This window comes from Pseudomonas sp. CCC4.1 (assembly GCF_035019225.1).
Classification (GTDB): domain Bacteria; phylum Pseudomonadota; class Gammaproteobacteria; order Pseudomonadales; family Pseudomonadaceae; genus Aquipseudomonas; species Aquipseudomonas bubulae.
This window is the reverse complement of sequence record NZ_JASJWL010000097.1, coordinates 1-12,202: the sequence shown is the minus strand read 5'-3', so window position 1 is coordinate 12,202 and position 12,202 is coordinate 1. Positions and strand designations below refer to the sequence as shown.

At 58.7% G+C, this 12,202-nt stretch carries 11 protein-coding genes and 1 riboswitch; of the genes, 6 read left to right on the top strand and 5 right to left on the bottom strand.

Features of this window, described 5'->3' with window-relative positions; genetic code table 11:
• The 3 genes from QN377_RS22450 to QN377_RS22440 all read left to right on the top strand — a co-directional run.
• Positions 1-1,209 (top strand): D-amino acid dehydrogenase (locus QN377_RS22450; RefSeq protein WP_323567666.1); only part of this gene is annotated, 1,209 nt, incomplete at its 5' end.
• A 30-nt stretch (positions 1,210-1,239) separates the two neighbouring features.
• Positions 1,240-1,590 (top strand): RidA family protein, encoded by a 351-nt coding sequence (locus tag QN377_RS22445; RefSeq protein ID WP_094999879.1) that lies wholly within the window; start codon positions 1,240-1,242, stop codon positions 1,588-1,590.
• 22 nt (positions 1,591-1,612) lie between these two features.
• Positions 1,613-2,515 carry a transporter substrate-binding domain-containing protein gene (locus tag QN377_RS22440; protein WP_095019615.1) on the top strand — a complete coding sequence of 301 codons (903 nt, stop codon included), beginning with the start codon at positions 1,613-1,615 and terminating at the stop codon, positions 2,513-2,515.
• 574 nt (positions 2,516-3,089) lie between these two features.
• Here the strand turns inward: QN377_RS22440 and QN377_RS22435 are convergent.
• Together QN377_RS22435 and QN377_RS22430 are read right to left on the bottom strand one after the other, a co-directional pair.
• Positions 3,090-3,809: a 16S rRNA (uracil(1498)-N(3))-methyltransferase gene (locus QN377_RS22435; RefSeq protein WP_094999877.1), complete on the bottom strand. Its 720-nt coding sequence runs from the start codon at positions 3,807-3,809 to the stop codon at positions 3,090-3,092.
• A 73-nt stretch (positions 3,810-3,882) separates the two neighbouring features.
• Complete coding sequence (locus tag QN377_RS22430; RefSeq protein ID WP_095019614.1) at positions 3,883-5,289, bottom strand: adenosylmethionine--8-amino-7-oxononanoate transaminase; 1,407 nt, start codon at positions 5,287-5,289, stop codon at positions 3,883-3,885.
• 272 nt (positions 5,290-5,561) lie between these two features.
• Here QN377_RS22430 and QN377_RS22425 point away from each other — a divergent pair, with 272 nt between their 5' ends.
• Both QN377_RS22425 and QN377_RS22420 read left to right on the top strand, forming a co-directional pair.
• Positions 5,562-6,113 (top strand): cytochrome b, encoded by a 552-nt coding sequence (locus QN377_RS22425; protein ID WP_095019613.1) that lies wholly within the window; start codon positions 5,562-5,564, stop codon positions 6,111-6,113.
• A 32-nt stretch (positions 6,114-6,145) separates the two neighbouring features.
• Positions 6,146-6,721 carry a YceI family protein gene (locus QN377_RS22420; RefSeq protein ID WP_094999874.1) on the top strand — a complete coding sequence of 192 codons (576 nt, stop codon included), beginning with the start codon at positions 6,146-6,148 and terminating at the stop codon, positions 6,719-6,721.
• Positions 6,722-6,879: 158 nt separating this feature from the next.
• Here the strand turns inward: QN377_RS22420 and QN377_RS22415 are convergent, their stop codons facing one another.
• From QN377_RS22415 to ahcY, 3 genes are all read right to left on the bottom strand, one after another.
• Positions 6,880-8,733, bottom strand: a complete 1,854-nt coding sequence (locus QN377_RS22415; RefSeq protein ID WP_094999873.1) for a DEAD/DEAH box helicase — start codon at positions 8,731-8,733, stop codon at positions 6,880-6,882.
• 363 nt (positions 8,734-9,096) lie between these two features.
• A complete protein-coding gene (gene metF / locus QN377_RS22410) occupies positions 9,097-9,942 on the bottom strand; it encodes a methylenetetrahydrofolate reductase [NAD(P)H] (RefSeq protein WP_094999872.1) in 846 nt (281 codons plus the stop codon).
• A gap of 102 nt (positions 9,943-10,044) precedes the next feature.
• A complete protein-coding gene (gene ahcY, locus QN377_RS22405; RefSeq protein WP_088378781.1) occupies positions 10,045-11,454 on the bottom strand; it encodes an adenosylhomocysteinase in 1,410 nt (469 codons plus the stop codon).
• 22 nt (positions 11,455-11,476) lie between these two features.
• A riboswitch (S-adenosyl-L-homocysteine riboswitch) is annotated at positions 11,477-11,583 on the bottom strand.
• 195 nt (positions 11,584-11,778) lie between these two features.
• On the opposite strand from ahcY, the gene QN377_RS22400 reads away from it, so the two are divergent.
• On the top strand, positions 11,779-12,180 hold the full coding sequence (locus tag QN377_RS22400; protein ID WP_016782518.1) for an acyl-CoA thioesterase: 402 nt from the start codon (positions 11,779-11,781) through the stop codon (positions 12,178-12,180).
• The last annotated feature ends 22 nt before the right edge of the window (positions 12,181-12,202 follow it).

The following is a 12,202-nucleotide window of genomic DNA, read 5'->3' as shown; positions in this document are numbered from 1 at the left end:
GGCGGGGGCGTAATCGGGCTGGCTACAGCGTATGCCCTGGTGCGCGACGGCTTTGAAGTGACGGTGATCGAGGCCCGCCCGACCTTGGGCAGCCAGACCAGCTTTGCCAATGGTGGCCAGCTCTCCTACCGCTATGTAGCACCGCTGGCCGATGCCGGCGTGCCGTGGCAAGCGATGGGCTGGATGTTGCGCGGCGACTCGCCCCTCAAGCTGCGCCCGCGCATGGACCCGGCCCAATGGCGCTGGCTGGCCTCGTTTGTGGCTGCCTGCCGTGGCTCGGTGAACCAGCGCAATGGCGCGCATTTGCTGCGCCTGGCATTGCTCAGCCAGGCCACGCTGCAGCAGTGGCGCGAAGAAGATCAGCTCGACGGCTTCGCCTGGCAGCGCAACGGCAAGCTGGTGGCGTTCCGTGAGCGCGGCAACTTTGAAAAGGCCCGGAAAAAAGTTATCCACAGCTCATTTCAACAAGCACTGACTGCCGGCGAGTGCGCCAGCCTGGAACCCGGGCTGCAAGGCTCGGCATTCGTCGGCGGTATTTATACCCCCAGCGAAGAGGTCGGGGATTGCCACGGGTTCTGTCAGCAACTGGCCGCCCGCTTGCAGGCCAGTGGCCGTTGCACCTTTATGCTGGGCAAGACCGTCACCCGGCTTCGCCACGCCAACGGGGCGGTACAGGCAGTGGAAATGGGCGACGAGGTTCTGGCCGTGGACCAACTGGTGCTCGCCGCCGGGCACAACAGCCCGGCCCTGCGCCTGCCGGGGCTGCACCTGCCGTTGTACCCGCTCAAGGGTTACAGCCTTACGCTGGCCCTGACCGACCCGCAAAAGGCACCACAAGTGAGCATTACCGACTACGACCGCAAAATTGTCTACGCGCGTATCGGCGAGCAACTGCGCATCGCCGCGATGGTCGATATCGTCGGCTTCGACCCTGCCCCGGACCCCAAACGCCTGGCGCAAATGCGTCAACTGGCCAGCAGCACGTTCCCGGATGCGGGCAACTATCAAACCGCCATCGAATGGGCTGGCATGCGTCCTGCAACCCCCAGCGGCGTACCCATCCTGGGTGCCAGCGGTTATCGCAACCTGTGGCTCAACCTGGGCCACGGCGCCCTGGGCTTCACCCTGGCCTGCGGCAGCGGGCGCTTGCTCAGCGAGCTGATTGCACAACGCAAAACCTCCATTGACATGCAAGGCCTGGCCGCCTGAGTGCGCCATCCCGTCCACAAGGAAAGCCCTATGACCATTCAACGCATCAACAGCAATGACCGTTTGAGCGCCGCCGCGACGTTTGAAGCCCTGGTGTTTCTGTCGGGACAGGTGCCTACGCAAAGCGAGGACATTACCGCGCAAACGCAAGAAGTGTTGAGCAAGATCGACGCCCTGTTGGCCGAAGCTGGCAGCGATAAAGACCACATCGTTAACGCCACCCTTTACCTGCAAAACATCCAGCGCGACTTTGCGGCCATGAATGCCGTGTGGTCAGCCTGGCTGTCGGCAGGCAAGGCGCCCACCCGCACCACCCTGCAGGCGGAGCTGGCACGGCCTGAGGTATTGGTGGAAATCAGCGTGATTGCAGTTCGTCATTAATCTGTGTGAGGGGAAAACAACAATGAAAAAATTTGCCTTGATCAGTTGCACGCTGGGCCTGTTAATCAGCCATGCCGTACAAGCCAACGAAGCCCCGTTGCAGGGCACACTGAAAAAAATCGCCGACTCGGGAAGTATTACCCTGGGTTATCGCGATGCATCGGTGCCGTTCTCCTATGTCGGCGATAACAGCGGCAAGCCCATGGGCTATTCGGTGGAGCTGGCCAATAAAATCGTCGAGCGCATCCAGCAGCAAGTGGGCAGCAAACCGCTGAAGGTCAAATACAACCTGGTGACCTCGCAAACCCGCATCCCGCTGGTGCAGAACGGCACCGTAGACCTGGAATGCGGCTCAACCGGCGTGACCGCCGAACGGCAAAAGCAGGTGGCATTTTCCTATGGGTTTATTTACGTCAAAGGCCAACTGCTGACCGCCAAGAACAGCGGCATCAAGGGCTTTGATGATTTGCGCGACAAAAACGTGGTGACAACGGCAGGCACCACCAACGAACGCTTTATCAAAAGCTACAGCGCCGACCACAAAATGGGCATGAACGTGATCAGTGCCAAAGATCATGGTGAAGCCTTCAAGATGCTCGAAACCGGCCGCGCCGTTGCGTTTTATATGGACGATGCGCTGCTCTACGGCGAACGTGCCAAAGCTCGTGATCCGCACAAATGGGTGGTTGTAGGGGATGAGCAATCCCGTGAAATCTACAGCTGCATGGTGCGCAAGGACGACCCGCAGTTCCTGGCGGTGGTGAACAAGACCCTGGCCGACCTGTATCAGTCCGGGGAAATCACCAGCATTTACCAGCGCTGGTTCGAACAACCGATCCCGCCCAACGGCCTGAACCTGGAGTTCCCGATGACCGCCGAGCTAAAACAGATCATCGCCAAGCCGGTGAGTGACCCGGTGGAGTAAGGGCGTCAAAAAAAGTCTTCCGTTACACCCTCACCTTCAAACCAGCTGCCCCAAAACGCGCCTGCTGCACTCAGGCGCGTGCTGCTTCAGTGCGTTGCCAGCGTATCCAGCGACTTGTCGACATAACCCTTGGCCAGCTCCACCAAGTGCATGACCGACAACACCAAAACGAACGGGTGGCAGCCGTACGCAGGTTAGTCGACCGGTGAGCTCGGAAACCGGCGCGCCCGAGGGCGCCCTGCGCACGGCCACCATAAAGCGGGGCCAAAAAAAACGCCTCACTAAGGTGGCGCCTTGCGCCTTGCTCATCTACCAGGCGACTAAACCCGACCGCTGATTTGCAGCGATGGGCCGAGACTATTCCCCGATTTGAACAGGCGCAAGCGAGCGGAATCTTCTCGGATGATTCACGAGAATGAAAGCGAAACGTCGTACGAAACGACTGAAATTGAAGGCCACACCTTTGTGGGAGCGGGCTTGCTCGCGATGCAGGCGCCGCGGTAGGTCTAGATAATCGCGTCGACCCCATCGCGAGCAAGCCTGCTCCCACAAAAGCAAAAAAGCAGGGCCTGACTTAGAAATCACCCCACAACTGCTGCGCCACGGCCAGGGCTACAACCGGCGCAGTTTCGGTACGCAGCACCCGTGGGCCAAGGCGTGCAGGCTGGTAGCCGGCGGCCTGGGCCAGGTCGATTTCGTTATCGGTCAGGCCGCCTTCGGGGCCGATCAAAAACGCCAGGCGCGAAGGTTTCGCGTGGCTGGCCAAGGGTTCTGACACCGGGTGCAGCACCAGCTTGAGGTCGGCTTCAGTGGTTTTGATCCAGTCGCTGAGCAACACCGGCGGATGGATAACGGGTACCCGCGAACGGCCGCATTGCTCACAGGCGCTGATCGCCACCTGCCGCCAGTGGGCCAGACGTTTGTCGGCGCGTTCGTCCTTGAGCCGCACTTCGCAGCGCTCGCTCATGATCGGGGTGATTTCAGTCACGCCCAGCTCGGTGGCCTTTTGAATAGCCCAGTCCATACGCTCGCCACGGGACAGGCCCTGACCGAGGTGAATGGCCAATGGCGATTCAACTTGCCCTGCGAAGGTTTCGTCCAGCAGCACGCGTACGCGCTTTTTGCCGACTTCCAGCAAGCGTCCCAGAAACTCCTGGCCCGAGCCGTCGAACACTTGCAAGGCATCGCCCTCGGCCATACGCAGCACGCGGCCAATGTAATGCGCCTGAGCCTCAGGCAATTCATGCTCACCAAGGCTCAAAGGAGCGTCGATAAAAAAGCGGGACAATCTCATTTAAATTCTCTGAAAATTCGGGTGCTAATGTGGGAGCAGGCCCGCTCCCACAGGAGATACAGTACGGCCCGGTTTAACCCGGGTCACGGAAGTCCGGGTGAAAATTCGATGGCACGGCCACGCTGATGTCGCTGCGGGTCGCGATATCGATCCCTTCACTGGCCACTTCAGCCAAAAAGTCGATCTGCTCGGGGGTGATTACGTAAGGCGGCAAGAAATACACCACGCTACCCAGTGGGCGCAACAACGCACCCCGCTCCAGGGCGTGCTGGAAGACTTTAAGCCCCCGACGCTCCTGCCACGGGTAAGCGGTTTTGCTGGCCTTGTCCTGAACCATTTCAATGGCCAGCACCATACCGGTCTGACGTACTTCCGAAACATGAGAATGATCAACCAGATGGGCAGTCGCCAGGGCCATACGTTGAGCCAGGGCCTTGTTGTTCTCGATAACGTTGTCTTCTTCGAAGATATCCAGCGTCGCCAACGCTGCGGCACAGGCCAGCGGATTACCCGTATAGCTGTGGGAATGCAGGAAGGCGCGCAGGGTCGGGTAATCGTCGTAGAACGCGCTGTACACCTCATCCGTGGTCATGCAGGCCGCCAACGGCAAATAGCCACCGGTCAACGCTTTGGACAGACACAGGAAGTCCGGCGTGATACCCGCCTGTTCGCAGGCGAACATGGTGCCGGTGCGGCCAAAGCCCACGGCAATTTCATCAAGGATCAAGTGCACGCCGTAACGGTCACAGGCCTCGCGCAGCAGTGTGAGGTACACCGGGTGGTACATGCGCATGCCACCCGCGCCCTGAATCAGCGGCTCAACGATAACCGCAGCCACGGTTTGATGATTTTCGGCGAGAGTCTGCTCCATCGCCAAAAACATCGTGCGCGAATGCGCTTCCCAGCTCACGCCTTCAGGGCGCAGGTAGCAGTCGGGGCTCGGCACCTTGATGGTGTCGAGCAGCAACGCCTTGTAGGTTTCAGTGAACAACGGCACATCGCCCACGGCCATCGCGGCCATGGTTTCACCGTGATAGCTGTTGGTCAGGGTAACGAAGCGTTTTTTGTCTGGCTGTTCACGGTTGAGCCAGTAGTGGAAGCTCATCTTCAGCGCAACTTCGATGCACGACGAACCGTTATCGGCATAGAAGCAACGGGTCAGGCCTTCAGGTGTCATCTTGACCAGCCGCTCGGACAGTTCGATCACCGGCTGATGGCTGAAGCCTGCAAGGATCACGTGCTCCAACTGATCGACCTGATCCTTGATGCGCTGGTTGATTCGCGGGTTGCAGTGGCCAAACACATTGACCCACCAGGAACTCACGGCATCGAGGTAGCGCTTGCCTTCAAAGTCTTCCAGCCACACGCCTTCGCCGCGCTTGATAGGGATCAAGGGCAGTTGTTCATGGTCTTTCATTTGGGTGCAGGGATGCCACAACACGGCAAGGTCGCGTTGCATCCACTGGTTATTCAGGCCCATTTTCACTCTCCTGGCGCTGGCTCCCGGCGTGTGCGGGCAAACAAGAGTGCAAGCCTATGCAATGCGCAGGCGTGTAACAACCTATTACGTTTACTCCGTATTCAAAGACGGCCTTGGACACCCACAGGCAACACAAATATTGTTAACGTTTGCTTAACGTTTGACTCTCAGGCTTCAGATCGTATTTATCGATAGCTTGCAGCAATAAAATGCGCTTTCAATCGATAGGTAAACCATTAGTCTTAGACCCAAGTTCCTACAGGATGTTGGTCATGCAGCTACGTAACTCTTCTTCTCGCTATGGTGCCGTCAGCATCTTCATGCACTGGTCTGTTGCGTTGGCGGTGTTCGGGTTGTTCGCACTGGGGTTGTGGATGGTCGGTCTGGACTATTACAGCCCTTGGCGCAAAGAGGCGCCTGACCTGCATAAAAGCATTGGTCTGACGCTATTCGCTGTAATGCTGCTACGCGTTGTATGGATCTGGTTCAGCCCGGCACCAGCGGCACTGGCCAGTTACAGCCGTGCAACACGAATCGGTGCCAAACTCGGGCATGGTTTTTTGTATCTGGGTTTGTTTGCCGTGATGATCGCCGGCTACCTGATTTCCACCTCTGAAGGCGTGGGTATTCCGGTTTTCGGCCTGTTTGAAGTCCCTGCACTGATTTCCAACCTGCCTGACCAGGCTGATGTAGCGGGTGTCGTGCATCTTTACCTGGCATGGGCCGTGGTCATTTTTGCAGGGCTTCATGGTCTGGTTGCTTTGAAACACCACTTTATCGATCGTGATGCGACCCTGAACCGTATGCTGGGGCGCAAAGCCTGATGCTCAACCTCAACTCAAAAGGAATAGAACGCATGTTGAAAAAGACCCTCGCTGCGCTGGCTCTCGGAACCGCAATGCTGACCGCAGGTCAGGCCATGGCGGCTGACTACACCATCGACAAAGAAGGCCAGCACGCCTTTATCGACTGGAAAGTCAGCCACCTGGGCTTCAGCTTCATTCACGGTACTTTCAAGGACTGGAGCGGTACGTTCTCGTGGGACGCAGCCAAACCTGCCGACAGCAAGATTGACGTGACCCTGAAAACCGCCAGCCTGTTTTCCAACCACGCCGAACGTGACAAGCATATCGCCAGCAAAGATTTCCTGGACGTGAGCAAGTACCCGGAAGCGACCTTCAAGTCGACCAAGGTTGTGCCGACTGGCGACAACACAGCTGACGTAACCGGTGACCTGACCCTGCACGGTGTGACCAAGCCTGTAACCTTCAAGGCAACGTTCAACGGCGAAGGCAAGGATCCGTGGGGCGGCGAACGTGCTGGCTTCAACGCGACCACCACCATCAACCTGCAGGATTTCGGCATCAAGTCCCCAAGCAAGGACCAGACCCTGAGCCTGGATATCTCGCTGGAAGGCGTAAAGGCCAAGTAATAGCGCTTTTAAACGGCTAAAAAAACGCCCCGGCTTGTGAGAGCCGGGGCGTTTTTTTGTGTGCTGTCGTAGGAGCGGGCTTGCTCGCGATTGGATTGCCTCGGTGCAGCCGTTAACCCGAAGTACCTGAATCGCGAGCAAGCCCGCTCCCACAATTTTTAGCGGTTACGCGTCAGCAGCGCTGGCTTCTCGCCACGCGGGCGGTTCGGCAGTTGATCGAGCTGCTCAGGCGTCGGGAAGCGATCGCTTTTCGACTCTTTGTGCATGATCTTCGGCTGGTTCTCGCGTGGGCCTTTAACCGCTGGCTCTTGACGGGCATCGTCACGGGCCGGGCGGTTTTCGCGACGGGCCTGGCCGTCACGCGGAGCGCCACTGCGTGGACCGCTGCGCTTGGCAGGCGGAGTGCCAGTGCTGGCACCGCTACCGGTACGCGGACCGTTCTGACGGCCACCGGTACGACCCGCTGGCGCAGCGCCAGTGCCTGCGCCCTGGGCCGGAGCCCCCGGACGACGGCCACGGCTCTGGTTATTCTTGTTCTGGTACGGGCTGACGTAATCAGCGCGGTTACCAAAGTTATCCACATCGTCATCACGGAACTCGTCCGGCGCACGATTGGCGTCGGCACGCGGGGTTGGCTGACGCTGTTCACGGGCAGGCTGAGCTTCGCGCGGCTTTTGCTCACGAGCTGGACGCTCGCTGCGAGCAGCTGCCGGCTTTTCTTTGCTCTTTTCCTTGCCCTTGTCTTTACGACCGCCGCCACCGCCCGGGTTACCCGGACCGTCGCCACGCGGGCCGCGCGGCGGGTTGCGCGGGTTACGCACATCCGGACGCTCGCGTACTTCAGGCTTTTCAGCTTCAACCGTGCTCGAGTCAAAACCCATCAGGTCGCCATCGGCGATTTTCTGTTTGGTCATGCGCTCGATGCTTTTCAGCAGTTTTTCTTCGTCCGGCGCTACCAGCGAGATCGCCTCGCCCGAACGACCGGCACGGCCAGTACGGCCGATACGGTGAACGTAATCTTCGTCGACGTTTGGCAGCTCGAAGTTGACCACATGCGGCAGCTGGTCGATGTCCAGGCCACGAGCGGCAATGTCGGTCGCTACCAGAATGCGTACGGTACCGGCCTTGAAGTCGGCCAGGGCTTTGGTGCGCGCGTTCTGGCTCTTGTTACCGTGGATGGCCACAGCGCTGAGGCCGTGCTTGTCCAGGTACTCGGCCAGGCGGTTTGCACCGTGCTTGGTACGGGTGAAGACCAGAACCTGTTCCCAGGCGCCAGCGGTGATCAGGTGCGCCAGCAAGGCACGCTTGTGCGTGGCAGGCAGACGGAACACGCGTTGCTCGATACGCTCGACCGTGGTGTTCGGTGGCGTTACTTCGATGCGTTCCGGGTTGCGCAGCAGCTTGCCAGCCAGATCGGTGATGTCCTTGGAGAACGTCGCCGAAAACAGCAGGTTTTGACGCTTGGCCGGCAGACGAGCGAGGACTTTTTTCACGTCATGGACAAAGCCCATGTCGAGCATACGGTCGGCTTCGTCGAGTACCAGGATTTCAACGTGGGACAGGTCAACACTGCCTTGACCGGCCAGGTCGAGCAAACGACCGGGGCAGGCAACCAGTACGTCAACACCACGGGCCAGGGCCTGAACCTGCGGGTTGGTGCCCACACCGCCAAAAACACAGGCGCTCACGAACTTCAGGTCGCGGGCATAGAGCTTGAAGCTCTCATGCACCTGGGCGGCGAGTTCGCGGGTAGGCGTCAGGACCAGCACGCGTGGTTGGCGTGGGCCGTGGCGCTGGGATTTGTCCGGGTGGCCATTGGGAAACAGCTTTTCCAGAATCGGAAGAGCGAAGCCACCGGTTTTACCAGTACCTGTCTGTGCCGCAACCATCAGGTCGCGACCTTGCAACACGGCGGGAATGGCCCGCTGTTGCACCGGAGTAGGCTCGGTATAGCCCGCAGCTTCAATGGCGCGGACTAAAGCCTCGGAGAGACCGAGGGAAGCAAAGGACATGAGAAATCCTGTTCTAGTTAGGGCTTGGCCCAAAGGGATAGTCTTGCCTGGCGTGAATGGCGTTTAAGATGACGCAATCCCGTCCGGTCCTGCTCCAGTCCTGAAGGCCCATTCATGCCGCTCGCGCTGGCTGAGAGCTGCGCCGTAACGGGAGGTTGAATGCCTTGTACAAGGACGAGCGGCCGGGCGTAAGCCTGGCGGAAAAACCGGAGTATAACAGAGCAATCACGACGCGCCGATTTCATGCTGCCCAACGGCTTTAAACCCATGTGGGAGCGGGCTTGCTCGCGATGCATACGACGCGCATCCCTTGACGGACCGCAGCGATGCCATCGCGGGCAAGCCCGCTCCCACAAAGGCAGATCAGCGCGGCAGCTTGAGGTTGTTCCAGATCGCCAGGCTCGGATCAGCCTGGTTCAGGGTGTAGAAGTGCAACCCCGGGGCGCCGCCGTCGAGCAGGCGTTCGCACATTTCGCTGATGACCTGCTCACCAAATGCCTGGATGCTCTGCGTGTCGTCGCCGTAGGCTTCAAGTTGCTTGCGGATCCAGCGCGGGATTTCAGCGCCACAGGCGTCAGAGAACCGCGCCAGCTTGCTGTAATTGGTGATCGGCATGATGCCCGGCACCACAGGAATCATCACTCCCGCTGCTTGTACGCGCTCGACAAAACGGAAGTAACTGTCGGCGTTGAAGAAGTACTGGGTGATGGCACTGTCAGCGCCAGCATGGGCCTTGCGCACGAAGTTGTTGATATCGTCTTCGAAGTTGCGCGCTTGCGGGTGCATTTCCGGGTAAGCCGCCACTTCGATATGGAAGTGGTCACCGGTTTCTTCACGAATGAAGCTCACCAGGTCATTGGCATAGCGCAGTTCGCCGCTGGCCATGCCCATGCCCGAAGGCAGGTCGCCACGCAGCGCAACGATGCGCTTGATCCCCGCGGCCTTGTACTGGGCCAGCAGGCCGCGCAAATCGGCCTTGCTGTCACCCACGCACGACAGGTGCGGAGCAGCAGGTACTTTTACTTCGCTCTCCAGTTGCAGCACGGTATTGATCGTGCGGTCACGGGTCGAGCCACCGGCACCGTAGGTGCAGGAGAAGAAATCCGGGTTGTAGGTCGCCAGCTGGCGAGCCGTGTTCATCAGTTTTTCATGTCCAGCATCGGTCTTGGTCGGGAAGAACTCGAAGCTGTAACGACGGTCTTGAGACATGGGAATACCCTGGCGTGCGCGAGGGGGGCATGGACAACCCCTGACGCTGAACTTTCACACAAAAAAAAGGCGGTCAGTGCAAGCCTGACCGCCTTTCTTTAATCAGTAACGGTAGGTTTCTGGCTTGAACGGGCCTTCGACGGTGACGCCGATGTAGTCAGCCTGTTGCTTGGTCAGTTGCGTTACAACGCCACCAAAACCACGAACCATTTCCAGGGCCACTTCTTCGTCCAGCTTCTTCGGCAGCACTTCTACGGTCAGACGCTCGGCTTGCAGTTCGGCTGGCAGGTCAGCGTACTTCTGGGCGAACAGGAAGATCTGCGCCAGCACCTGGTTGGCGAACGAACCGTCCATGATGCGGCTTGGGTGACCTGTGGCGTTGCCCAGGTTAACCAGACGGCCTTCAGCCAGCAGGATCAGGTAGTCATCGTTCTGTGGGTCGAATTCGCCCAGACCAGTACGGTGAACCTTGTGAACCTGTGGCTTCACTTCTTCCCATGCCCAGTTTTTGCGCATGAAAGCGGTGTCGATTTCGTTGTCGAAGTGACCGATGTTGCACACCACAGCGCGTTTTTTCAGCGCGGCCAGCATGTTCTTGTCGCACACGTTGACGTTACCGGTGGTGGTCACGATCAGGTCGATCTTGCCCAGCAGCGCAGCGTCGATGCTGGCAGCGGTGCCATCGTTCTGGCCGTTGATGAACGGCGAAACCACTTCAAAACCGTCCATGCAGGCTTGCATGGCGCAGATCGGGTCAACTTCGGACACTTTAACGATCATGCCTTCCTGACGCAGGGACTGGGACGAACCCTTGCCCACGTCACCGTAGCCGATAACCAGTGCCTGCTTGCCGGACAGCAGGTGGTCAGTACCACGCTTGATGGCATCGTTCAGGCTGTGACGGCAGCCGTACTTGTTGTCGTTTTTGCTTTTGGTGACCGAGTCGTTCACGTTGATCGCAGGGATCATCAGCTCGCCTTTGGCCAGCATGTCCAGCAGACGGTGAACACCGGTGGTGGTTTCTTCAGTCACGCCGTGGATCTTTTTCAGCATGGCCGGGTATTTCTTGTGCAGCAGCTCGGTCAGGTCGCCGCCGTCGTCGAGGATCATGTTGGCATCCCATGGCTCGCCATCTTTAAGGATGGTTTGCTCCAGGCACCACTCGTACTCTTCTTCGGTTTCGCCTTTCCAGGCGAAAACCGGGATACCGGCAGCAGCGATAGCGGCAGCAGCCTGATCCTGAGTCGAGAAGATGTTGCACGACGACCAACGCACTTCGGCACCCAGGGCAACCAGGGTTTCGATCAGTACGGCAGTCTGGATAGTCATGTGGATGCAACCCAGAATCTTCGCGCCCTTGAGCGGTTGTTCTGCTGCATAACGGCGACGCAGGCCCATCAGGGCAGGCATTTCGGACTCGGCGATAAAGGTTTCGCGGCGGCCCCATTGGGCGAGGGACATATCGGCGACTTTAAAGTCGTTAAAACCTGCAGGCGTGTTTACAGCGCTCATCAAGAGCCTCCATTCGTTTAATCGCGAATGGGCGCCGTTGTGCGTTTAGTGCCTGCCCAGGGAGCCCTGAACAAACAACGCCCCATCCGAGCCTGACAGGTTGAACCTGCTGCAGCGCCCCTCGGACAGGTGGCGGGAACGGTACCGGGTAAAAATGACCGTTTTGAAGCGAGGGGCATTATAGCCATCCGCGTCGATGTTCCCAAGGATTTATCCACGGCATTTTGATTTGCCTAATCGAGACCATAGTCGAAGCTTAATAGAGCTGAGTGCCGTGGTCTGACATCATGGTCGGCATCTAAGGCAAGACGGTCAGGAGCGAATATGAATTTTCACACCCGCAAATGGGTTAAACCCGAAGACCTCAACCCCAACGGCACCCTGTTCGGTGGCAGCCTGCTGCGCTGGATCGACGAAGAAGCCGCGATTTACGCCATCGTCCAGCTGGGCAACCAGCGTGTGGTGACCAAGTACATCTCCGAAATCAACTTCGTCAGTGCCTCGCGCCAGGGCGACATCATCGAACTGGGCATCACCGCCACCGAGTTTGGTCGCACCTCGATTACCCTGACCTGCGAAGTGCGCAACAAGATCACCCGCAAAAGCATCCTGACTGTGGACAAGATGGTCTTCGTCAACCTGGGTGAAGACGGCCTGCCGGCGCCGCACGGGCGTACCGAGATCAAATACGTCAAGGACCAGTTCCAGGATGACAGCCAGGCTTGATGCCTGTCTCTTATACACATCT

Bases quoted from the DNA above. Each gene is read 5' to 3' on its own strand.
- QN377_RS22445 (WP_094999879.1), top strand. From the start codon at position 1,240: ATGACCATTCAACGCATCAACAGCAATGACCGTTTGAGCGCCGCCGCG.
- QN377_RS22440 (WP_095019615.1), top strand. From the start codon at position 1,613: ATGAAAAAATTTGCCTTGATCAGTTGCACGCTGGGCCTGTTAATCAGC.
- QN377_RS22435 (WP_094999877.1), bottom strand. From the start codon at position 3,809: ATGAGATTGTCCCGCTTTTTTATCGACGCTCCTTTGAGCCTTGGTGAG.
- QN377_RS22430 (WP_095019614.1), bottom strand. From the start codon at position 5,289: ATGGGCCTGAATAACCAGTGGATGCAACGCGACCTTGCCGTGTTGTGG.
- QN377_RS22425 (WP_095019613.1), top strand. From the start codon at position 5,562: ATGCAGCTACGTAACTCTTCTTCTCGCTATGGTGCCGTCAGCATCTTC.
- QN377_RS22420 (WP_094999874.1), top strand. From the start codon at position 6,146: ATGTTGAAAAAGACCCTCGCTGCGCTGGCTCTCGGAACCGCAATGCTG.
- QN377_RS22415 (WP_094999873.1), bottom strand. From the start codon at position 8,733: ATGTCCTTTGCTTCCCTCGGTCTCTCCGAGGCTTTAGTCCGCGCCATT.
- metF (WP_094999872.1), bottom strand. From the start codon at position 9,942: ATGTCTCAAGACCGTCGTTACAGCTTCGAGTTCTTCCCGACCAAGACC.
- ahcY (WP_088378781.1), bottom strand. From the start codon at position 11,454: ATGAGCGCTGTAAACACGCCTGCAGGTTTTAACGACTTTAAAGTCGCC.
- QN377_RS22400 (WP_016782518.1), top strand. From the start codon at position 11,779: ATGAATTTTCACACCCGCAAATGGGTTAAACCCGAAGACCTCAACCCC.